Raw genomic sequence first — 21,663 nt, forward strand, 5'->3', positions numbered from 1 at the left:
TTTTTTATATTGAACCATCTATTAAATGTAGCTTTTAAACAAAATATAGGTTAATCTATTTAAGTATTATAGAGAGGAGGGCATTTCATGATTACGACATATGTCAATTCAGAAGATATGACTTTAATAAAATCTGATAAATTTCAATATAATAATTGGGTGAACTTAATTCAGCCGTCACGTGATGAGATGGAGGAAGTTGCAGAATACTTTAATATTCCGATTGAATTTATTGAAGATCCACTGGATTTGGAAGAAAGTGCACGTATTGAGTATGATGATGAAACAAATAGTACCCTTATCATTAGCAACTTTCCGATACTCGACAAAAATATAAGACAAACGGAATCTTATATTACAGTACCTATAGGCATTATACTAAGTAAAGGTTACATTATTACAATTTGTTCGCATCCACATGAAATGTTTAATAAATTAATTAATCGTAAATTTGATTTGCGCATGAAATCTAGATTTTTATTGGAAGTATTATTAATCGTATCAACATTATTTAATAATACCCTTAAAAAAATTAACCGAGAGCGTGTGAAAATAGAAAGTAATTTACGTCATTCCTTAACGAACAAACAATTATATGAACTGATGGAAATTGAAAAATCATTAGTTTACTTCTTAACATCATTAACAGCCAATGGCGACACGATTAAGAAAATATTCAGATCAAGGTCAATTAAACTATACGATGAAGATAAAGAACTACTTGAAGATTTAATGATTGAAAATACGCAAGCATTAAATACGACCGAATTATATACGAGAATTTTAGAAAGTATTACAGGTTCTTACTCGTCGCTTATTGGTAATGAAATGAACAATATTATGAAAGTGTTAACTTTATTTACAGTATTTTTAACGTTACCGACGCTTGTGTTTAGTTTCTTTGGGATGAATGTGACGTTACCGGCAATGGGATGGATGGGTACGATAGGCGTGGCATTAGTCATGATGTTACTCACATTTTTATTTTTATTACAGCGTAAAATATTTTAACAGACGAGGATTCCTTATTTTAAAAGGGCCTCGTTTTTTGTGTTAAAATACGGATAGGTGATGAAATGATTTATATCGGATTAACAGGATGGGGAGATCATGATGCATTATATGCAGATCTCACTCATAAAAAGGACAAGCTTTATCATTATGGCGCACACTTTCCGATTGTTGAACTTGATGCATCGTATTATGCTGTGCAACCGGAACGCAATATTAGAAAGTGGATAAAAGAGACTCCAGATAATTTCAAATTTATTGTTAAGATTCATCAGGCATTGACGGGACATGCTTCGGTTGAAGATTTCGCGGATAATCGAGAGCAACTCATTAATCAATTTAAAGCAATGTTGCAGCCATTACATGGAAGCAATAAACTCGGATGTTTGCTTATTCAATTTCCACCGTGGTTTGATTGCACGACAGCGCATATTAATTATATGATGTATTTAATTAATCATTTTAAAGCATTTCCAATCAGCATAGAATTTCGACATGACAGCTGGTTTACAGATGATATGAAAGAACATACGTTGACATTTCTATATGAGCAAGGTGTGATGCATTCGGTGTGCGATGAACCGCAAGCAGGACATGGTTGCATTCCTTTCGTAAACCGCATCACGCATCAAGATGCACTTGTGCGCTTTCATGGAAGAAATGCATTTGGTTGGACGAAAAAGGATATGACAGATCAGGAATGGCATGATATTCGTTATTTATATGATTATAACGAACATGAATTGCAATCATTGGCGAAAGAACTCCAAATATTAAATAAGAAAGCTAGAAATGTTTATGTCGTCTTTAACAACAATTCCGGAGGACATGCAGCAGGGAACGCTAAACGGATGTGTGAAATATTAAATATTGAATATAGCGGTTTAAACTTTAAACAATTAAAACTATTTTAGGAAGTGTCGAAATGAGTACGTCAGCAATTATTGTATTAATTATATTAGGATTATTTTCAAGTATTATCGGTTCAATCGTAGGTATTGGTGGGGGGATTATCATCGTACCTGCGCTCATTTATTTAGGGATGGAAATCGGATTAATCGACGGTATCACACCACAGAAGGCAATCGGAACATCAACGGTAATTCTTATTTCTACAGGATTATCCGCAGCGCTTGGATATTTGAAAAATAAACAAGCAGATTTAAAAAATGCCGTCATCTTTATGATTGGTATTATTCCAGGTGCGTTAGTCGGTGCACATATGAGTCAATATTTAACGATACATCGATTTAATTTATATTTTGGTATTTTCTTAATCATTATGAGTATCGTATTAATGGTACGCGATAAGATCAAGCCAATCAAATTCTTCCAGAATCCCAAATACGAAAAATCATTTACCGATATTACAGGTACTACGTTTTATTATAGTATCGCACCAATACCAGCTATCATTCTGACATTTCTTGTTGGGTGTTTAACCGGTTTATTTGGTATCGGTGGAGGTGCTTTAATGACGCCACTTATGATTATTATATTTAGATTTCCACCGCATATCGCAGTCGGTACAAGTATGATTATGATATTCGTATCAAGTGTTAGTGGGGCAGCGAGTCATATCCTACAAGGGAATATTATTTGGTCTTATGCCATAATTCTTATTATAGCAAGCTTTATCGGTGCTAAAATTGGTGTGCAAATTAACAAGCGCATGAAATCTGCAACAGTAGTGTTCATGTTGCGCATGATATTAATGTTACTGGGTATTTATTTAATCATTAAAAGTTATATCGGTTAACCAGGAATAGGGGGCGAATACATGGATATTAAAATATTTCATACGAACGATATACATAGTTATTTATCCAATTATAAGAAAATAACACGTTATATATTAGATATAAAATCTGAAGCGAATAATATTTTATATTTAGATTTAGGTGACCACGTTGATAGAAGTCATCCCTATACTGAAGCAACTTTAGGACTAGCCAATATTGCATTACTCAATGAAGCGCAGGTTGATGTTGTGACGATTGGTAATAATGAAGGAATTACTTTAAACTTTGAAGACTTTAATCGTTTATATCAGGAGGCCAACTTTAAAGTTACGTGCTGTAATCTATACGACGAACAAGGTCAGCTGCCACATCATATTGATAAGTCTGTAATCATTGAAAAGCATGGTATTAAATTTGGTATTATCGGTGCGACAGCTGAATTTACACCGTTTTATAAGGCATTAGGCTGGGATGTCACTGATCCGATGTCAGCCATTGCAACAGAAATTCAATCAATACGCCCATCTGTTGATGTAGTGATTGTGCTGAGTCACTTAGGCAAGTTCTTTGACCGTACGCTCGCAGAAAGTCATCCTGAAATTGATTTAATATTAGGTGCCCATACGCATCATTATTTTGAACATGGTGAAATGGTGAATGGTGTCCTCATCGGAGCAGCAGGGCGATATGGTGAATATTTAGGTGAAGTAACGTTATCGTTTGATGGCCATACACTGAAACGCAAAAGTGCTCGGCTGATTAATACAGATGATATTCGCAATACGGAAGATGATTATTATGCAAAAGGTAAGGTATTACTCGCACATAAGATAACAGATCGTTACACTGAATTTCCACGACGTTTATATAGTGCGTCATATACAACATATTTACTTGCACAAAAGTTAATGGATTTCACGAACAGTGATGGGGCTTTAATTAACTCTGGTTTGATTGTGAACGGATATACAGGACATGCATTGACACAATACGATTTACATAAAATGTTGCCGCATCCCATTAATCCGGTTCGTATTACGTTAACGGGCAGAGAATTAAAAGAAGTAATTAATATGAGTCAGCAACATGCTTATCGTGATGAAATTGTTAAAGGATTTGGTTTTAGAGGCGATATTTTTGGTATGTACGTGCTGCATAACATTGGGTATATACAATCACAGCAACGATATTTTATTGGTACAGAAGAAATTGATAACCATAAAACGTATCAACTGGCTACATTAGATATGTATACTTTTGGCCGATTCTTCCCGCAATTTGTACAAAATGAAAAAGAATATTTTATGCCGGAATTTTTAAGAGATATTATGAAAACAGCGATTGAAAATAATGAATACAATTCATAAAACATTGAAATGTAAGAATTTCAATTAAGTCTGTTTATGTTATAATTGTAGAATAATTAACTTGGAGGGATTTAATTGGCGACGAAGAATGAAGAGATCTTAAGAAAGCCCGAATGGCTGAAAATAAAATTAAACACGAATAAGAACTATACAGGTTTAAAGAAAATGATGCGTGAGCACAATTTAAATACGGTATGTGAAGAAGCAAAATGCCCGAATATTCATGAATGTTGGGGTGAACGTCGTACAGCAACAATTATGATTTTAGGTGCAGTTTGTACGCGTGCATGTCGTTTCTGTGCGGTTAAAACAGGTTTACCGAATGAACTTGATTTAAATGAACCAGAGCGTGTAGCGGAATCAGTACGTTTAATGAACTTAAAACACGTCGTAATTACTGCGGTTGCCCGTGATGACCTTAAAGACGGAGGTTCAGAAGTGTATGCTGAGACAATCCGTAAAGTACGTGAAGTAAATCCTTATACTACAATTGAAGTGTTACCGTCAGATATGGGGGGAAGCTTTGAGAACTGGGAACGATTAATGAATGCTCGTCCAGATATTTTAAACCATAACATCGAAACTGTACGTCGATTAACACCGAGAGTGCGTGCGCGTGCGAAATATGATCGTTCATTAGAAGTGTTACGTCGTTCTAAAGAATTACAACCGGATATTCCGACGAAATCAAGTTTAATGGTAGGTTTAGGTGAAACTTGGGAAGAAATCTTAGAGGTCATGGATGATTTACGTGCAAACGATGTTGATATTATGACAATCGGTCAATATTTACAACCGACACGTAAACATTTAAAAGTACAGAAATACTATACACCACTTGAATTCGGTAAATTACGCAAAATTGCGATGGAAAAAGGATTTAAACATTGTCAAGCTGGACCTATGGTACGTAGTTCATACCATGCAGATGAGCAAGTGAATGCGGCAGCAAAAGAAAAACATAGACTAGGTGAATTAGCGAGCGAGTAGGTGACATATGATCATTCAATTGAATCAACATTATTTTGAAGTAATAGAGAACCATAAAGATGCGTTTAATCAGGAAATGTTTGAAGGACGCTATTCAGAAATACTCGACCGCTATCCGTATATCGTTGGGGATATTGGTTTTGAACAGTTAAGGTTAAAGGGATTTTTTGACGATCGAAAAAAAGGTACGGATGTTAGTAAAAGATTTTCTTCAATACAGGATTATTTATTAGAATATTGCAATTTCGGCTGTGCTTATTTTATATTAAGACGATTATCTGAACATGAAATTGTGAAATTGATTCAACCGGAAACAATTGATACGATTGAATCGACTGAAACAGTTGAAATGGCTGAAAAAGAAGCTGTTGAAGCACCAGAACTGTCTTTTGCCGAACCGATAGAAGAGGTTCAACTGGCAAGGCATGACTTTGAACAAGTTGAAGAGCAAGATACTCCATCGCCGCAACAACCAGTTATCACACATAATAAGACATTAAAAGATTTCCTGAAATAATAATGAAATAAAAAGTAGAATCGTGTTATCATTTCCGATTCTACTTTATTTTTTGTATAATTATCGTTATGTTGAAAGTGAGGGAAACAGATGAAATTGAATACCGTAATGCGATATATTGCGACATGTATGTATCATGGGGTACCTGTGAAGTTTGAACATTATTTTAAGCGTGTCAAAACGACACAAATGAGAAGTTTAAGTGCAATTCAACCGATGATAAATGATGAGACATTTTCCGGAAGTATATGGATAAGACATCAGCAACAATACAGTCAGTATAATGTGGGTTATTTAAGCCAAAGTGATCGTCGTCTCATCACAGATGATAGTTTATATTTAACGGGTTCAATTCAGAAATTTTTAACGGGTATTCGCATTGCTCAGTTAGAAAGTGAAGGCATATTAAATAGAACAGACGCAGTTAAACGCTATTTTCCTGACATCAATAGCGATAAAGTTACATTAGAAGATTTACTGCTACATCGCAGTGGCATGAAAGCATATCATCCTGGAAATTTATCAACATATGAAACATGTATTGCATATATTTTAGAGGACTCATTTCAAGCTGATAAGTTTGGTCAATATGAATATAATGATGCGAATTATATATTACTATCTAAAATAATTGAGATTGTTACGGAATATTCATACAAAGAAAATATTTATCAGCATATTTTACGTCCGTTAAAGATGTATCAATCATATTTTTACGATGAAGCGAAAGGTTATACGGTTGGCGGTATGTCAAAAGTGAAGCATACGTTATGTGCAACGTATGAAGAGCCGCTTGTACAATATTATGGTGCAGGAAATATGTATATGACATTACATGATATTGATCGTCTATGTCAGGCATTTGTTAATAATGAAGTGCTTGATGCTGACACGAAACAGTCATTAATTGAACCGAGCAAACGTTATGTACAAGATTATCGCTTCGGATTTGGTGTGAAGAAAGGATACTTCAGAATAAGAGGTGTGCTCAATGGTGTAGATGTCACGGCATGGTTTAATAAAGAACAAACTATCATCGTCGCTTCGCACTTAATACTAGAAGAAGATCCGAAACGTTGTGAACATTTAGTAGAACAACTTTATATTAATAAGCAGCAAAGAAAGTAAATCTATAGCTTCACTATCTTAATAATGTTGTAATATAATATCCTATTAATGGTATAATGAGTTTAATTAGTAAATATGTCGATTTTGTTAATTTTTCTGAAACGTTGATTTATAGCGGTTTTCAATATATGTGGAGAAGATGTATTGTGTATAATGTATATTTTTTCAATATATCTATTGAAATATTTCTGTAATATTACTATAATCTCATTATGGCAAAAAGGAGATGTTCCGATTCATGAAAGAAACTACAAAAGAAAATTTGAAATTAGTAGGATTAACTTTTCTTTACTTAGCAATACTGTTTGCGTTGTTCTGGATTTACGCAGGCGGTTCAGTAGAAAACAATTTTATTTACAATGAATTTTAAAAATGGAGATTTGCAATGAATATACTAAAAAGAATTACACAATTTGCACAAAATGAACCTGAACGTATTTGTTTCATCCATAGAGATGAACAAATGACATTTGGAGAGTTAGAACGTTTAAGTAGCGGTTTAAGCAAGATGATTGAACAAAGTCAAAAACCTATCTTTGTCTACGGTCATATGTCTAAATGGATGCTTGTTGGGATGATTGCCGGACTTAAAAGTGGGAATGGTTATGTACCTATTGATACATCTATACCAATGGACCGAATTTCGAAGATGATTGAAGTCATCGAGCCAGATTTCATGTTAGATGCAGAAGAATCACGACCTGCATTTAACGGCACATTAATTCAACCAGTTGATGTTCAACCCTCTGAAGAAAGTGTTATACATATTACTGCGCAAGATGTGGCATATACAATATTCACTTCTGGATCAACTGGAACGCCAAAAGGTGTTGAAATATTAGCGTCATCATTAGATGAATTTACAAACTGGATGGAAAGTTTATATGACCATCAAAATGAAAATTACTGGTTAAACCAGGCGCCACTTTCATTTGATTTATCGGTTATGGCAGTATATCCTTCACTTGTTACGGGTAGTGCACTTGTCATGATTGATAAAGATATGATTAAGAAACCAATTGAAATTTATAATGTGTTAAAGCAATATCCAATTTCAGCTTGGGTGTCGACGCCATCATTCCTGGAAATGTGTTTATTATTACCGGAATTTGAACAGTCCTCACATCCAAACTTGAAATACTTCTACTTCTGTGGCGAATTATTTAAACATAAAACGGCACAAACGTTATTTAATAAGTTCTCAGAAAGCTACATTTACAACACTTATGGACCAACTGAAGCGACTGTTGCGGTGACAGGTATTCAAGTTACACAAGAGGTACTAAATACATTTAATCCGTTACCTGTAGGAGCTGCACGTCCTGGTGTTGAAATTGCTATTTCTGAATCATCAGAAATCCTTATTAAAGGTGATGCTGTAAGTATTGGTTATGTGAAATCACCTGAGAAGACATCAGCGCAATTCTATGAAGAAGATGGACAACGTGTGTATCGTACAGGTGATGCAGGGGAATTGAAAGATGGCTATCTGTTTGTAAATGGTAGACTAGACTTCCAAATTAAGCTGAACGGCTACCGTATGGAACTTGAAGAAATTGAACATGTGATTTCTGAAATTAAAGGGATTAGTCAGGCTGTCGTTACACCAATCGAGAAGAATGGAAAAGTAAGTTATTTAGTTGCGCATATCGTTAAAGCAGATGACGTAACGAACGATGACATAAAAGAAGCATTATCAGCAACGTTACCTACCTATATGATACCGAAGAAATTTGTAGCACATGATGTTATTCCGATGACACCAAACGGTAAAGTTGACCGCAAACAATTGAAAGAGGAAAGCCTATGATACCATATGGTGATTTTCCGTTCTTCTTTATAGCATTTGCTGTGTTGCTGCCGATTATCATTTATGGTTTGTTTGGTAAGAAAAATATACATTTAAACTTTATTGCAACGGTGATTATGATTGCAATAATATTTAAAGATAACCATAAACATATATTAGGTATACCTTATTTATCGTATTCTTTCATGAGCTTAGCGTTTTTTGTAGCATTCCAATGTATTTTAATTAAACTTTATATTAAGATTGCTGCTAAAAAGAATACATTACCTATCTTTATATTGATGATCTGTTTATCAATATTGCCATTAGCCGTCGTTAAAGTATTACAAAGCTCAATGTTTCACTTATCATCGTGGACATTTCATGATACACCTATAAAAGCGATTTTCGGTTTCCTTGGTATTTCGTATATTATGTTTAAATGTATTCAAATTATTTTAGAAATTCGTGATAAACGTATTAAATCAATAAAAATCTATGATTTATTAAGATTTTTATTATTTTTCCCGACGATTTCGTCAGGACCGATTGATCGTTATAAGCGTTTCTTAAAAGATGAATCGAAGCCATTAACGCAAGAACGTTATAGTACGTTACTACATAAAGCGATTCATTATATTTTTATGGGCTTTTTATATAAGTATGTTATTGCGTATTTAATAAATACGTATATTATTAGCAACTTACATTTTGCGACAGACCCATTACTTTATAAACTCGCTTATATGTATGCCTATTCGTTCTATTTATTCTTTGACTTTGCAGGTTATAGTTTATTTGCAATTGCATTTAGTTATTTATTAAGTATTGAAACGCCACAAAACTTTAACAAGCCGTTCTTATCAAAGAACATTAAAGATTTCTGGAACAGATGGCATATGTCTTTATCGTTCTGGTTTAGAGACATGATTTATATGCGTTTCGTATTCTTTATGTCAAAGAAAAAATATATTAAAAATAACTTGTTAGTATCGAACATAGGGTTTATGATTAACTTTATGGTTATGGGGATATGGCATGGTATCGAGTGGTTTTATATTTTATATGGTTTATATCATGGTATACTATTTGTGTTGTACGGTTACTATGAACAATGGAAGAAGAAACACCCTGTGAAAATTCCAGTGAAAGTGATGGATGTAATCGGTATTATCGTTACATTCCATATCGTAGCATTTGGATTTTTAATTTTCTCAGGCAAACTATTTTAGGAGTGAATAATAATGAATTTTAGAGATGAAGTATTAGATGTAATTGCAGAAGTAGCAGAAGATGATATCGTAAAAACGAATCCAGATGTACGTATTTTTGACGAAGGTATTTTAGATTCATTTGCAACTGTAAACTTATTAATGGTATTGAATGACCGCCTTGATATTGATGTGACGATTACTGATTTTGATAGAGATGCATGGGCTACACCAAATATGATTGTTGCTGAATTAGAGCAGTTAAGATAAGTGAAGAAATTTATTCCTGCCATAATCAGTATCGCAATATTTCTCCTGTTTATTTGCCTGCCACCTGATTTAATCAGCAAGAAGTCGCCGTTAAAGGTAACGACAAGTGACGGTGCAAATTTAAATGACACGACGTTTAAAGGTCGTGTCATTCAGGAGAATTTATTTAAGTCACAAGAGTACTATCCAATATTAGGATCAAGTGAGCTTGAGAAACCAGATCCATTCCACCCCATTCATATGTTCAAAGCAATGGATACGGGTAAGAAGCCGTTTTTAATTGGGACTGGTGGATCGACTGATATCATTCATGCTATCAATATTGGTAGCAAAGTAGGTGAAATCAAAGGTAAGAAACTTGCGATTATCATCTCTCCACAATGGTTTACAGATAAAGGTGTCGACGACAATAACTTCTCAGCACGTTATTCAGAGTTACAATTAGATGATTTACTTAACAATGAACATCTTTCAAAAGCGTTTAAACAGAAAATGAGTCGTCGTTTAATGGACTTTACTGCCACGAAAGATAAGCGCTTAGTAGAATATTATGCCAATGACGGTGATCGTCATAATTTAACGGTTGAAGAAAAGATTTATAATAATTTAATGAAGAAAAATGATGCTGTTAAATCGGTATTAATGTTATCGAATAATGTGTTACAACGTTCGAAAACAGTTGATATTAAAGGTAAGAGCTGGGATGAGATTTATCAAATCGCTGAGCAATACGGTAAGCATCATTCGACGAATAATATTTATGGTATGGATAACGCGTATTATAAAAAAATATTACATCATCAAAAGAAATTGTATAGAAATAATGAATTTTTTATTAACTCAAAGGAATTTGATGATTTAGATTTATTACTTGAAGCATTAAAAGAAGCAGAAGCTGATCCGTTATTTATCGTATTGCCTGTAAATGGTAAGTGGTATGACCATATTAATTTACCATATGAAAGAAGACAACCTGTTTATCAGAAGATTAATGACCATATTTATAAATATGGGTTTAAAACGTATGATATGTCAGGTATGGATTATATGCCATATGTTATTAAAGATGCGGTTCATATTGGATGGGAAGGTTGGGCATTTGCGGATGCTGCAATGATTCTCCATATGCAAGGTAAATATCCTGACATGCCTGTCAATAAGTTCAATCATTAATATATTAGTAAAAATCACCCGAAATAATATTTCGGGTGATTTTTTAATGTATTACGTCTTCCAAAAAGGACGTAATTTCTTGTGCATCGGCTTCACTAATGCCGAACACATGCGCGATATATCCTTCTTCTGCTAAGTCATCACGACCAATAATACCAAATTTATTGGATTGTGTATTAAGTATGATTGTTTTACCATAATGTCTATCTGTTTGTATTAAAGCTAAATCGTGACGATTTTCACCGACAAAACTTACGAATCGAATATTGGCTTTCTCTGTATCATCATATAAAAACATATCTATCATTCATCATTCCTCCATTAATTTTATTATACATGTTGTGTTTTACTTTTCAAAATTTGATAAAATAGCATTGGAGGCGATGACATGTATTTTGTAGATCGAGATGAGTTAGAAGAAAAGTTAGTTTATATTAATCAATTATCCCATGAAGTTGAACATGCAGAAGGATTTGCATTAGAGCGAATATGCCATATGTTAATCGAAGCAGTCGTTGATGTGGGGAATATGGTTATTGATGGATTTGTAATGCGTGACCCAGGTAGTTACCAAGATGTAATTGATATTTTAGAAATGGAAAAGGTGATTTCTCCTGAATCTAAAATTGCGATCAGCAATACGTTACCGTCGCGTCAATCGTTTGTGAGAACGTATACGGCCATTGATCACGCAGCAGTGAAGCGACTATTTATGGATAATATAAAAGCTTATCAACAATTTAAAGAGGACGTTGATACGTTTATTGCAAATGAATTAGGACCCGTATCAGCTTTCGGAAAGGGCAGAAAAAATGAAAAAATATAAAGGGTATTTATTAGACTTAGATGGCACGATGTATGCAGGTACTCGTATTATCGAGGGTGCGAAAGAATTTATTCAATATTTAGCGGATCACAATTTACCATATTTATTCGTCACAAATAATGCATCGAAAAGACCAGATGAAGTTGCAGAAAAGTTATCACAAATGGGATTTGTTGCACATGCAGATAATGTTGTCACAAGCGCGATGGCGACGGCTTCATATATAGCAGACGAAAAACCTGGTGCGAGTGTGTATGTTATTGGTGGTACTGGTATTCGTAAGGCGTTAGAAGACGAAGGTCTAGTTATTAAAGATGAAGAGCATGTTGATTATGTCGTTATCGGGTTAGATGTCGATATTAATTATGAGAAATTATCGAAAGCATGCTTAGCCGTTCGTAATGGTGCTAAGTTTATTTCAACGAATCCAGATACTTCTATTCCGACTGAACGTGGTTTCTTACCGGGTAATGGTGCGTTAACAAGTGTTATTACCGTGTCAACAGGTGCAGATCCGTTATTTATCGGTAAACCGATGCCGACAATTATGAATAAAGCGGTAGAGATGATTGGTCTGGATAAATCTGACCTTGTGATGATTGGTGATTTATACATGACGGACATTATGAGTGGTATTAATAGCGGTATTGATACGTTACATGTCCAAACCGGTGTATCAACGTATGAGCAAGTAATGGCTGAAGCGGTACCACCAACGTATAGTGTGAAGAATTTATTAGAAGTTATCGACATATACGAAGGTAAGTAGTATGAAAGTATTGATTACAAGAAGTATTCCTGACCATTTCATAGCGCGATTACGTCAATTAGCAGAAGTGGAAGTATATCCAGAGACGATAAAGGCGATGCCTAAGAATGCATTGTTAGAAGCGGCGAAAGATAAAGAAATTATCATTTCAATGTTGAGCGATAAGATTGATAAAGACTTTATCGATCGAAATCCACAGCTTAAAGCGGTGATCAATCTAGCTGTAGGATATGATAATATCGATATTGAATACGCCAGATCAAAAGGTATTATCGTGTGCAACACGCCAGATGTATTAACTGAAACGACAGCTGAATTAGGCTTTACTTTAATGTTAACAACAGCGAGACGTATCGTTGAAGCAAGTGAACTTGTGAAGACTGGTAACTGGGTCGGTTGGTCACCATATTTACTTGCAGGTCTTGATGTATACGGAAAGACGGTCGGCATTTATGGTATGGGGAGTATTGGAGTAGCACTTGCAAGACGTTGCAAAGGGATTAATATGCATATTCAATATCATAATCGCAGCGAAAGTCAGTATGCAGCTGAACTAGGAGCGGATTATGTCAGTTTTGATGAGCTGCTTGAAAAGAGTGACTTCATTGTATGTACAGCGCCACTGACTAATGAAACGAAAGGTATATTTAATCAGGCAGCTTTTAATAAAATGAAGTCCAGTGCAATATTCATTAATATCGGACGTGGAGGACACGTTATAGATGAAGATTTACTTGAAGCGATCCAAAGTGAGTCAATTTATGCGGCTGGTGTTGATGTGTTAAATAACGAACCTGTCGGTAAAGATCATCCATTCTTAACTGATAATCGAATTACTGTATTGCCGCATATCGGTAGTGCAACCGTCGATACACGAGATGCAATGATAGAACTATGTATAAAGAATGCTGAATTAATATTACAAGATAAATCACCTGTGAGTCAGGTGAAATAAAAAATGTATGACGTCCTTTTGTGACGCCATACATTTTTTTATGAAACGACTGTTTCGATGTTGTAAGGAGATTGTTCAAATGCATTGGATTCAATTTCAAAGCCTAAATCTTCAATCATTTGATAATCTGCTTTATTCGGTTGGCCTGATGTCACTAAATAGTCACCGACAAAGATTGAATTGGCAGCGTATAAAGCGAGTGGTTGTAATGAACGAAGATTGACTTCTCGACCACCTGAAACTCGAATTTCTTTCGTAGGATTGATGAGACGGAATAGTGATAAAATCTTGAGACATTTATTTGGTGTCAGTTCATCTTTATCTTCGAATTTTGTCCCTTTAATTGCATGTAAGAAATTAACCGGGATTGAATCAGCATCGATTGCTTTTAATGCGAATGCCATATCGACAATATCCTCATCCGTTTCTCCCATACCGCAAATGACACCGGAACATGGTGAAATATTGTTTTCCTTCATAATTTCAACCGTGTTCACCCGATCTTCATAAGTATGTGTTGAAACGACTTCATCATGATATCGCGCACTCGTATTAATATTGTGGTTATAACGATCGACGCCAGCTGCTTTTAACTGTTTCGCTTGCGCATCATTTGTCAGGCCGAGACAAGCACAAATCTTAAGCTGGGGATGATTTTCTTTAATTGTTTCAACTGCACTTGTTACACGATCAACTTCACGGTTAGTAGGTTTACGACCACTCATCACGATGCAATACGTACCGATTTTATTTTCAACCGCGCTTGTAGCACCTTGAATAATTTTTTCTTCGTCAACTAATGCATAGGGCGTACAACCCGTTTCATTTTTATCGACTTTAATCGATTGACCACAATAACCACAATCTTCAGCACATAAACCACTTTTAGCATTGAGAATCATATTGAGCTTTACTTTATTCTGATAATAATGATATCGCACTTGATATGCATCATTTAATAATGAAAGGACATGATGATCTGGTGTTTGTAGAATTTGCAATGCTTCTTCTTTCGTTAAAGTATAACCGTTAATGACTTGTTTTGCGTAGTTCAATTGAAAACCTCCTCTATTATATGTTAACTAAATTATATCATAGGTTTACAAACATTAGGAATAGAAATTAGTAGTAGGTCATAATTGTTGCGTGTACGGTATTTTCATAGATCATCCATTCATTTCGCTAAGGTATTTAAAAAAATAAAAAAAACCGGAACAAATTGTCCCGGCTTTAAAGCGTATTAAAATACTTGTTCTACTTCTACGACGCCTGGTACTTCTTCTAATAACGCACGTTCAATACCAGCTTTTAAAGTAATCGTTGATGATGGGCAAGTTCCACATGCACCTAAAAGACGTAGTTTTACAATACCGTCTTCAACATCTACTAATTCGCAATCGCCACCGTCTCTTAATAAGAATGGACGTAATTTTTCTAATACTTCATTAACAGCATCAAACATTGTTTGTTGTTCAGTTGTCATGATAACTCCTTTCGAGTAAATGTAGTGGTTTACTCTAACTTTTTTAGTATAATCAATATAGCATAATAAATTAATAGTTTAAAGGGGGATGTATTATAAATGATAAATGTTATCATTTACGGGGCGGATGTTGTGTGCGCTAGTTGCGTAAATGCACCAACATCTAAAGATATTTACGACTGGATTCAACCGAATTTAAATCGTAAATTTCCGGATTTACAATTCAATTACAATTACATCGATATTAATCAAGCTGAAAATCTTACAGACCATGACGAGAATATTATCGAGCAGATTAATAACGATGAATTATTCTATCCATTAATCACGATGGACGACGAAATCGTTGCGGATGGTTACATTCAGTTACCTCAAGTGACAAAGTTCGTAGAAGAACATTACAATAAATAAAGCGATCACGTTGCTGATCGCTTTTTTTATCCGTTATGATATTTATATAGCCATAATACGCCTGATTTCATTAAACGAGCTAATCGGCCAGTCACTGTTTTCTCCATTAAATAAGCGAAGCCTTCTTTTTCTCCTAATGACCCCATAAATCCTTGTAGCTTTAATTCAGGCATGACTTCAGGTAAAGCATTACCTGACCATATTGTCTTCATCACATCGATGATTTGTTCAGCTTGCAATTCAGCGAGTTGCGCACTCGGAGCATGCGGTAATGATGCGCAGTCTCCTACGACATAAACGTTTGTATGTGTTGGAATTTGGTGAAATTGATTCAATTTCACTCGATTACCGTCACCTAATTCTACAGGTAGATTACGTACAATCTCAACCGGTTGAATACCTGCTGTCCATACACATATATCTACTTCATATGATACGTCATTATTATAAAGTTTTCCTGGTTCCACTTTAACGACATTCGAATTAGGAATGACTTCGACGTTATTTTTATCGAACCATTTCTTTACATAGCTACTCAGTTTTTCAGGAAATGCTGGTAATATACGTTCACCACGGTCAAATAGTTTAATATTCAAGTCTTTTCTAGATTCACGTAACTCACTTGCAAGTTCAATACCACTTAACCCAGCGCCAACAATCCCCACTGTTGCACCTGATGGTAAGTCAGCAATCGCTTGATACGTTTTACGTGCTTTTGTCATCGTTTGAATACTATAGGTAAACGCTTCAGCACCTGGTACATTATGATATTTATCTTCACAACCTAATCCGATAACAAGTTCATCGTAATCAACATGATTCTCTCCAATAGAAACGATTTGTTTATCTAAATCAATTTGTGTAACTTCACCGTAAACAATATTAAGGCGTTTATCTTGCGGAAACTCTACACGCACATCTTTATCAGATTCAGTACCTGCTGCCAAAGCATAAAACTCTGTCTTTAAACCATGAAATGGAATCTTATCGATTAATGTAATATTATATTCTGCTGGTAATGTATTAGGCAAAAGTTTTTGCATAATACGCATATTACCGTATCCCCCACCGAGTAACACTAAATTTTTCATTGTTTTAATCCCCTTCGTAAGTCAAAGTTCTATTGTTTTTCTTTAATCTAAATTATAATATAGATTAACATTAAATTATAGCGATTATATCAATCGAGCGATAACAATCGCTAATATAAAATGATAAGTAAAAGTTATCATAATTGAGGAAGATGTAAATGAATCCTATTGTGGAGTTTTGTATTTCAAATTTAGCGAAAGGGAGTCAAAGTGTTTTTGATGACCTTTCTAACGATCCGAATATAGATGTATTAGATTATGGTTGTTTAACGTATTGTGGACAATGTAGTGATAGTTTATACGCCTTAGTTAATGGCGATATTGTGACAGGTGAAACGCCTGAAGCTTTAAAAGCCAATATTTATCAGCATATTGAAGCAACATGGTTATTTTAAGGAGGAATTATTATGTCAACAATAATATTAACAGAAGCGGCAGCTTATGAAGTAAAGTCAATGATGGAAAAAAACGGTTTACCCAATGGGATGTTACGCATCTCTGTCAAAGGTGGCGGCTGTACTGGACTATCATACGGAATGAGTGCTGAAGAAGCAGCTGGAGAGAATGATGAAGTACTAACATTCTATGGTGTGAAAGTGTTAGTTGATAAAGCAGATGCGCCGATATTAAACGGGACAACAGTTGACTTTAAACAATCATTGATGGGCGGTGGATTTGCCATTGAGAATCCAAACGCTATTGCATCATGTGGATGTGGTAGTTCGTTTAGAACGAAAGACGTTGCAGGTACACCGGAAAATTGTTAAAACTGTATATGAATTCATAAGAATTAACTTGTATTTATAGCTTAAAAGTTTTAATATATAAGTTGGAATATTCATAAATAACTTTGTGACAAAAATCACATTTTATATCAATGACTACATGATTTGATGCTTAAAAAATTTATTGAGAATGGGTGAATACGAATGGGATTTGAAAGAAAAAAGGTTGTTGTTTTAGGTGGAGGTTATGCAGGTTTACAAACTGTAGCTAAACTTCAAAAATTAGTTTCAGCACAAGACTGCGACATTACTTTAATCAACAAAAATGAATATCATTATGAAGCAACTTGGTTACACGAAGCTTCTGCTGGAACACGTGAATATAAAGATTGTTTATATCCAATCGCAAGTGTTTTAAATCATTCCAAAGTCGATTTCGTTGTTGGTGAAGTAACAAAAATCAACAAAGATGAAAAAACAGTTGAAACAACGAAAGGTACATTTAAATTTGATATTTTAGTTGTAGCTTTAGGTTTCGAATCTGAAACTTTCGGTATTACAGGAATGAAAGAACATGCATTCCAAATTGAAAACATCAATACTGCACGTCGTATTGCAGCGCATATTGAAGAACGTTTCGCACATTATGCTAGTAGCACTGAGAAAGATGAGAAAGACTTAGCAATCTTAGTAGGTGGTGCCGGATTTACAGGAATCGAATTATTAGGGGAGTTAGTTGAGAAAGTACCTGCATTATGCAAAGAGTACAACATTGATCAATCAAAAGTGAAATTAACATGTGTTGAAGCAGCGCCAAGAATGCTGCCAATGTTCTCAGATGATTTAGTGAAATACGTAATGAACTTCTTAGAGAAACGTGGTGTTGAATTCAAGATTGCGACACCAATCGTAGCTGCAAACGAAAATGGTTTCGTTGTAAAAGTAAACGAACAGGAAGAACAATTATTTGCTAATACAGTGATTTGGGCTGCAGGTGTTCGTGGATCTAAATTAATGGAAGAATCATTTGATGGCGTTAAACGTGGTCGTATCATTGTACGTGATGATTTACGTATTGACGGTTATGATGACATCTTCGTTATCGGTGACTGTTCAGCAGTTATGAGCGGGGAACGTCCATTACCAACTACTGCACAAATTGCGATGCAACAAGGTGAATATACTGCTAAAGCAATTCAAAAGTTATTAAACAATGAAAAATTATCAGCTTTTGCTTATGATGATAAAGGAACAGTGTGTTCTTTAGGTTCTCATGACGGTGTTGGTGTAGTATTCGGTAAAGAAATTACAGGTAAAAAAGCAGCATTCATGAAAAAATTAATCGATACACGTGCTTTATTCAAAATTGGTGGCGCAGGTGTTGCATATAAAAAAGGTAAATTTTAATATTGAAACAATATTAAATGCTTAAAAGTGAGAAGGGCATGTAACAAGCCTGCCTCACTTTTTTTGTAAGCGAGGAGCACATATGATGAGAGATAAAGTATGGTTAGGTGTTAATGCAATTGTTATGAATGAAAAAGGTGAATGGTTACTATTAAAGAAACAGTACGGTGGGATGCGTGGTATGTGGAGCACGCCTGCTGGCTTTGTAGACAATGGCGAAACTGCAGATCAGGCAGTATTACGTGAACTGTACGAAGAAACAGGGATTCAAGGTGAAGTAATTGGCATAATGGGTTTACGTACGGGTGTGATTAAAGAAGAAATTTCTGATAACATGATATTATTTCTCGTTAAACCTTTATCGACACAAATTACTGTTACAGTGCCGAATGATGAAATTGAAATCGTTGCATGGCGATCACCACAATCTATATTACAAGATGATACTGTTTCGCCGATGATTCATCATTTACTTAACGACATGAGTGAACCGATTACTTTGACGAGCACTGTGTCTCCTGGAAAGAAATTTAATTATACACATTATCATTTGTTCACATAGGAGGTAGCTTTTTGACAGCTTTAATTCAGTTGATTATATCAACGTTATTGTTCTTTGTATTGTTCTTTGGCATCGCATTTATATTAAATATGTTACTGAAATCCACTTGGATAATGACCGCGTTATATCCATTAGTTGTATTTGCGATTGTTGATAAAATTTCAACTGCGGACTATATATTAAAGCCTGCTTTTGCATTTAATAAATTATGGACAGGTCTGACACATTTGATGCCAGCAGATATTATTATGTTGTCAGGTGGACTTGTAGGTGCAGTAACAGCAGGATTTGTAATACGAAATTTAAGACGCAGTGGGTATACAATGTTTTAAATATTTTTCACTATTATGAGCACATAGTTTCAATGCTATGTGTTTTTTTATTTATTGTATATTTCATTTACATAAGAAATACTTGACTAAAATGATACTGTGCTTTAACATGGTAGTACATTAGCGAACTAAAGGAGTGGGTAACGTGATTAATGCAGTTTTATTAGCCATCGCGATTATGGTCATATTAAGTTTATTTAGATTAAATGTTGTATTAAGTTTGTTTTTAGGTGCATTGGCCGGCGGGATTACTGCAGGTTTAGGTGTAGAGAAGACGATTAAAGTATTTAGTAGTGGTATTGTAGATGGAAGTGAGATTGCATTAAGTTATGCACTGCTTGGTGGGTTTGCTGCCTTAATTTCGTATTCAGGTATTACCGATTATTTTGTTGCAAAAATAATTGATAAACTCAATCAGGAGAACACGAAGAAAACACGTGTTATCACGAAATTAGTTATTTTCTTATTTTTATTAATATTGAGCTGTTTCTCACAGAATTTAATTCCGATACATATCGCATTTATTCCAATTGTCGTTCCACCGTTACTCAGTTTATTCAATGAATTAAAGATTGATAGACGACTGATTGCAGTGATTATTACTTTTGGTTTAACATTTCCATATACATTATTACCGTATGGCTTTGGTTATATCTTCCACGGTATTATTAAAAAAGGATTTGATAAAGCGCATGTTGCAATTGAATTCAGTGATATATGGAAAGCAATGTTAATTCCTTCGTTCGGATTTATCGTTGGATTACTCATTGCATTCTTTATATATCGTAAAGAGCGTGAGTATAAAGATGTTCAGTTTACTACGAAAGCACCACCAGAACAATTAAATCCTTTGTTAGTCACATTAACAATTGTTGCGATATTAGGAACATTTATTGTTCAGACATTAACGGGCTCAATGATATTTGGGGCATTAACCGGGATATTAATCTTCTTTATCTCATTTCAGTTTGACTGGAAAGAGCTTGATAATGAATTAATCGATGGTATGAAAGTAATGGCATATATCGGTATGGTGATGCTTGTAGCGAATGGATTTGCGAGTGTGATGACGGAAACAGGACAAGTGGAAACGCTTGTGAAATCATTAGTAGAGATGACACACGGTTCGAAATCATTAACGGTAATAGCGATGTTATTTATCGGTTTAATCGTTACTTTAGGTATTGGTTCAAGCTTTGCGACCGTTCCGGTTATTGCGGCAATCTTTATTCCGATGGGAGAGGCGATTGGTTTAAGTACAATGGCGATGATTGCAGTTATCGGAACAGCGGGTGCGCTAGGTGATGCAGGAAGTCCAGCGAGTGATTCCACTTTAGGACCGACAGCAGGGCTGAATATGGATGGACAGCACAACCATATATATGACACATGTGTTCCGACATTTTTACTATTTAACATACCGTTAATTATTTTTGGATTTATTGCAGCAATGGTATTATAAATAAAAAGCACTCAATGGAGGATACGATGTCACAAGATTTATTGTCGATACCGAGTTTAATTACACACTTTAATATTGAAAAAGTGAGCTTTGATCAGCAAACACTGATTATGAAGATGCCAATTACAGATGTTGTACGTCAGCCATTTGGTTATTTACATGGTGGGGCGACTGTTGCGTTGTGTGAAACAGCTGCTTCATATGGTTCAGCATTGCTAATTGCGGACGACGAAATTCCGTTAGGTCTTGAAATTAATGCGAATCATATTACCAGTGCGAAATCAGGTGAAGTATTTGCTCATGCACATATATTACATCAAGGCAACACGATACATGTTTGGGATATTAAAGTATATGACGAAGCGAATAGACTACTTTCAACATCTCGTTGTACCGTAGCAATTAAAAAGAAGAGGAAAGGATAAAATAATCCATTCCTCTT

General features: G+C 34.8%; 26 protein-coding genes and 1 pseudogene. 23 read left to right on the forward strand and 4 right to left on the reverse strand.

The genetic code is table 11. From position 1 onward, the window contains the following. Positions 1-87 precede the first annotated feature (87 nt). The 12 genes and pseudogenes from OCL94_RS01195 to dltD all read left to right on the forward strand — a co-directional run bounded on the left by OCL94_RS01195 (position 88) and on the right by dltD (position 11,198). Entirely contained in the window at positions 88-1,011 is a 924-nt protein-coding gene (locus OCL94_RS01195; protein ID WP_262993723.1) for a magnesium transporter CorA family protein, read from the forward strand. Between the two features lie 65 nt (positions 1,012-1,076). Beyond that, a complete protein-coding gene (locus OCL94_RS01200; protein WP_262993725.1) occupies positions 1,077-1,925 on the forward strand; it encodes a DUF72 domain-containing protein in 849 nt (282 codons plus the stop codon). An 11-nt stretch (positions 1,926-1,936) separates the two neighbouring features. Continuing rightward, entirely contained in the window at positions 1,937-2,770 is an 834-nt protein-coding gene (locus OCL94_RS01205; RefSeq protein WP_262993727.1) for a sulfite exporter TauE/SafE family protein, read from the forward strand. Between the two features lie 21 nt (positions 2,771-2,791). Next, complete coding sequence (locus OCL94_RS01210; protein ID WP_262993729.1) at positions 2,792-4,120, forward strand: bifunctional metallophosphatase/5'-nucleotidase; 1,329 nt, start codon at positions 2,792-2,794, stop codon at positions 4,118-4,120. A gap of 75 nt (positions 4,121-4,195) precedes the next feature. Next, positions 4,196-5,110 carry a lipoyl synthase gene (lipA, locus tag OCL94_RS01215; RefSeq protein WP_262993731.1) on the forward strand — a complete coding sequence of 305 codons (915 nt, stop codon included), beginning with the start codon at positions 4,196-4,198 and terminating at the stop codon, positions 5,108-5,110. Between the two features lie 10 nt (positions 5,111-5,120). Beyond that, positions 5,121-5,417: pseudogene (locus OCL94_RS13260) on the forward strand (YutD family protein); the annotation flags it as partial. A gap of 300 nt (positions 5,418-5,717) precedes the next feature. Beyond that, positions 5,718-6,755 carry a serine hydrolase domain-containing protein gene (locus tag OCL94_RS01225; protein WP_262993733.1) on the forward strand — a complete coding sequence of 346 codons (1,038 nt, stop codon included), beginning with the start codon at positions 5,718-5,720 and terminating at the stop codon, positions 6,753-6,755. Between the two features lie 238 nt (positions 6,756-6,993). Then, positions 6,994-7,125: a teichoic acid D-Ala incorporation-associated protein DltX gene (locus OCL94_RS01230; protein WP_262993735.1), complete on the forward strand. Its 132-nt coding sequence runs from the start codon at positions 6,994-6,996 to the stop codon at positions 7,123-7,125. A 15-nt stretch (positions 7,126-7,140) separates the two neighbouring features. Beyond that, positions 7,141-8,565, forward strand: coding sequence for a D-alanine--poly(phosphoribitol) ligase subunit DltA (gene dltA, locus OCL94_RS01235; RefSeq protein WP_262993737.1), 1,425 nt, complete (start codon positions 7,141-7,143; stop codon positions 8,563-8,565). Further along, positions 8,562-9,776: a D-alanyl-lipoteichoic acid biosynthesis protein DltB gene (gene dltB, locus OCL94_RS01240; RefSeq protein ID WP_262993739.1), complete on the forward strand. Its 1,215-nt coding sequence runs from the start codon at positions 8,562-8,564 to the stop codon at positions 9,774-9,776. The genes dltA and dltB overlap by 4 nt, the downstream gene beginning before the upstream one ends. 12 nt (positions 9,777-9,788) lie before the next feature. Continuing rightward, positions 9,789-10,025 (forward strand): D-alanine--poly(phosphoribitol) ligase subunit 2, encoded by a 237-nt coding sequence (dltC, locus tag OCL94_RS01245; RefSeq protein WP_262993741.1) that lies wholly within the window; start codon positions 9,789-9,791, stop codon positions 10,023-10,025. After that, positions 10,026-11,198: a D-alanyl-lipoteichoic acid biosynthesis protein DltD gene (dltD, locus tag OCL94_RS01250; RefSeq protein WP_262993743.1), complete on the forward strand. Its 1,173-nt coding sequence runs from the start codon at positions 10,026-10,028 to the stop codon at positions 11,196-11,198. It begins immediately after the preceding gene. 43 nt (positions 11,199-11,241) lie between these two features. On the opposite strand, the gene OCL94_RS01255 is transcribed toward dltD, so the two are convergent. Beyond that, a complete protein-coding gene (locus OCL94_RS01255; RefSeq protein WP_262993745.1) occupies positions 11,242-11,505 on the reverse strand; it encodes a DUF3055 domain-containing protein in 264 nt (87 codons plus the stop codon). Positions 11,506-11,586: 81 nt separating this feature from the next. Between OCL94_RS01255 and OCL94_RS01260 the strand changes: the two genes are divergently transcribed. Genes OCL94_RS01260 through OCL94_RS01270 form a run of 3 tightly spaced genes read left to right on the forward strand, consistent with a single transcriptional unit; the run spans position 11,587 to position 13,748 of the window. Next, positions 11,587-12,024 (forward strand): DUF86 domain-containing protein, encoded by a 438-nt coding sequence (locus tag OCL94_RS01260; protein ID WP_262993747.1) that lies wholly within the window; start codon positions 11,587-11,589, stop codon positions 12,022-12,024. Next, positions 12,011-12,793, forward strand: coding sequence for a TIGR01457 family HAD-type hydrolase (locus tag OCL94_RS01265; RefSeq protein WP_262993749.1), 783 nt, complete (start codon positions 12,011-12,013; stop codon positions 12,791-12,793). The genes OCL94_RS01260 and OCL94_RS01265 overlap by 14 nt, the downstream gene beginning before the upstream one ends. Before the next feature lies 1 nt (position 12,794). Then, on the forward strand, positions 12,795-13,748 hold the full coding sequence (locus tag OCL94_RS01270; RefSeq protein WP_262993751.1) for a 2-hydroxyacid dehydrogenase: 954 nt from the start codon (positions 12,795-12,797) through the stop codon (positions 13,746-13,748). Between the two features lie 38 nt (positions 13,749-13,786). Here the strand turns inward: OCL94_RS01270 and bioB are convergent, their stop codons facing one another. Both bioB and OCL94_RS01280 read right to left on the reverse strand, forming a co-directional pair. Then, entirely contained in the window at positions 13,787-14,803 is a 1,017-nt protein-coding gene (gene bioB / locus OCL94_RS01275; protein WP_262993753.1) for a biotin synthase BioB, read from the reverse strand. Between the two features lie 185 nt (positions 14,804-14,988). Beyond that, entirely contained in the window at positions 14,989-15,306 is a 318-nt protein-coding gene (locus tag OCL94_RS01280) for a NifU family protein (protein ID WP_411268461.1), read from the reverse strand. Between the two features lie 24 nt (positions 15,307-15,330). Between OCL94_RS01280 and OCL94_RS01285 the strand changes: the two genes are divergently transcribed. Beyond that, positions 15,331-15,642, forward strand: a complete 312-nt coding sequence (locus tag OCL94_RS01285; protein WP_262993755.1) for a YuzD family protein — start codon at positions 15,331-15,333, stop codon at positions 15,640-15,642. A gap of 26 nt (positions 15,643-15,668) precedes the next feature. Here OCL94_RS01285 and OCL94_RS01290 read toward each other — a convergent pair whose 3' ends face one another. Continuing rightward, a complete protein-coding gene (locus tag OCL94_RS01290) occupies positions 15,669-16,733 on the reverse strand; it encodes an NAD(P)/FAD-dependent oxidoreductase (protein ID WP_262993757.1) in 1,065 nt (354 codons plus the stop codon). Positions 16,734-16,891: 158 nt separating this feature from the next. Here OCL94_RS01290 and OCL94_RS01295 point away from each other — a divergent pair, with 158 nt between their 5' ends. The 7 genes from OCL94_RS01295 to OCL94_RS01325 all read left to right on the forward strand — a co-directional run bounded on the left by OCL94_RS01295 (position 16,892) and on the right by OCL94_RS01325 (position 21,646). Then, complete coding sequence (locus OCL94_RS01295) at positions 16,892-17,128, forward strand: YuzB family protein (protein WP_262993759.1); 237 nt, start codon at positions 16,892-16,894, stop codon at positions 17,126-17,128. A 12-nt stretch (positions 17,129-17,140) separates the two neighbouring features. Beyond that, positions 17,141-17,500 carry a HesB/IscA family protein gene (locus OCL94_RS01300; RefSeq protein ID WP_262993761.1) on the forward strand — a complete coding sequence of 120 codons (360 nt, stop codon included), beginning with the start codon at positions 17,141-17,143 and terminating at the stop codon, positions 17,498-17,500. Between the two features lie 162 nt (positions 17,501-17,662). Next, positions 17,663-18,865, forward strand: a complete 1,203-nt coding sequence (locus tag OCL94_RS01305) for an NAD(P)/FAD-dependent oxidoreductase (protein WP_262993763.1) — start codon at positions 17,663-17,665, stop codon at positions 18,863-18,865. An 82-nt stretch (positions 18,866-18,947) separates the two neighbouring features. Then, on the forward strand, positions 18,948-19,427 hold the full coding sequence (locus OCL94_RS01310; protein ID WP_262993765.1) for an NUDIX domain-containing protein: 480 nt from the start codon (positions 18,948-18,950) through the stop codon (positions 19,425-19,427). A gap of 11 nt (positions 19,428-19,438) precedes the next feature. Beyond that, entirely contained in the window at positions 19,439-19,759 is a 321-nt protein-coding gene (locus OCL94_RS01315) for a YuiB family protein (RefSeq protein WP_262993767.1), read from the forward strand. Positions 19,760-19,904: 145 nt separating this feature from the next. Beyond that, positions 19,905-21,221: a Na+/H+ antiporter family protein gene (locus tag OCL94_RS01320; protein WP_262993768.1), complete on the forward strand. Its 1,317-nt coding sequence runs from the start codon at positions 19,905-19,907 to the stop codon at positions 21,219-21,221. 26 nt (positions 21,222-21,247) lie between these two features. Further along, positions 21,248-21,646 carry a PaaI family thioesterase gene (locus tag OCL94_RS01325; protein WP_262993770.1) on the forward strand — a complete coding sequence of 133 codons (399 nt, stop codon included), beginning with the start codon at positions 21,248-21,250 and terminating at the stop codon, positions 21,644-21,646. Positions 21,647-21,663 lie beyond the last annotated feature (17 nt).

This window comes from Macrococcus capreoli (assembly GCF_025628935.1).
Lineage (GTDB): Bacteria > Bacillota > Bacilli > Staphylococcales > Staphylococcaceae > Macrococcoides > Macrococcoides capreoli.

Bases quoted from the DNA above. Each gene is read 5' to 3' on its own strand.
- OCL94_RS01210 (WP_262993729.1), top strand. From the start codon at position 2,792: ATGGATATTAAAATATTTCATACGAACGATATACATAGTTATTTATCC.
- OCL94_RS01295 (WP_262993759.1), top strand. From the start codon at position 16,892: ATGAATCCTATTGTGGAGTTTTGTATTTCAAATTTAGCGAAAGGGAGT.
- dltB (WP_262993739.1), top strand. From the start codon at position 8,562: ATGATACCATATGGTGATTTTCCGTTCTTCTTTATAGCATTTGCTGTG.
- OCL94_RS01195 (WP_262993723.1), top strand. From the start codon at position 88: ATGATTACGACATATGTCAATTCAGAAGATATGACTTTAATAAAATCT.
- OCL94_RS01200 (WP_262993725.1), top strand. From the start codon at position 1,077: ATGATTTATATCGGATTAACAGGATGGGGAGATCATGATGCATTATAT.
- OCL94_RS01325 (WP_262993770.1), top strand. From the start codon at position 21,248: ATGTCACAAGATTTATTGTCGATACCGAGTTTAATTACACACTTTAAT.
- OCL94_RS01265 (WP_262993749.1), top strand. From the start codon at position 12,011: ATGAAAAAATATAAAGGGTATTTATTAGACTTAGATGGCACGATGTAT.
- dltA (WP_262993737.1), top strand. From the start codon at position 7,141: ATGAATATACTAAAAAGAATTACACAATTTGCACAAAATGAACCTGAA.
- OCL94_RS01230 (WP_262993735.1), top strand. From the start codon at position 6,994: ATGAAAGAAACTACAAAAGAAAATTTGAAATTAGTAGGATTAACTTTT.
- OCL94_RS01270 (WP_262993751.1), top strand. From the start codon at position 12,795: ATGAAAGTATTGATTACAAGAAGTATTCCTGACCATTTCATAGCGCGA.
- OCL94_RS01260 (WP_262993747.1), top strand. From the start codon at position 11,587: ATGTATTTTGTAGATCGAGATGAGTTAGAAGAAAAGTTAGTTTATATT.
- dltC (WP_262993741.1), top strand. From the start codon at position 9,789: ATGAATTTTAGAGATGAAGTATTAGATGTAATTGCAGAAGTAGCAGAA.
- OCL94_RS01285 (WP_262993755.1), top strand. From the start codon at position 15,331: ATGATAAATGTTATCATTTACGGGGCGGATGTTGTGTGCGCTAGTTGC.
- OCL94_RS01305 (WP_262993763.1), top strand. From the start codon at position 17,663: ATGGGATTTGAAAGAAAAAAGGTTGTTGTTTTAGGTGGAGGTTATGCA.
- OCL94_RS01290 (WP_262993757.1), bottom strand. From the start codon at position 16,733: ATGAAAAATTTAGTGTTACTCGGTGGGGGATACGGTAATATGCGTATT.
- OCL94_RS01255 (WP_262993745.1), bottom strand. From the start codon at position 11,505: ATGATAGATATGTTTTTATATGATGATACAGAGAAAGCCAATATTCGA.
- OCL94_RS01310 (WP_262993765.1), top strand. From the start codon at position 18,948: ATGATGAGAGATAAAGTATGGTTAGGTGTTAATGCAATTGTTATGAAT.
- OCL94_RS01225 (WP_262993733.1), top strand. From the start codon at position 5,718: ATGAAATTGAATACCGTAATGCGATATATTGCGACATGTATGTATCAT.
- OCL94_RS01205 (WP_262993727.1), top strand. From the start codon at position 1,937: ATGAGTACGTCAGCAATTATTGTATTAATTATATTAGGATTATTTTCA.
- OCL94_RS01300 (WP_262993761.1), top strand. From the start codon at position 17,141: ATGTCAACAATAATATTAACAGAAGCGGCAGCTTATGAAGTAAAGTCA.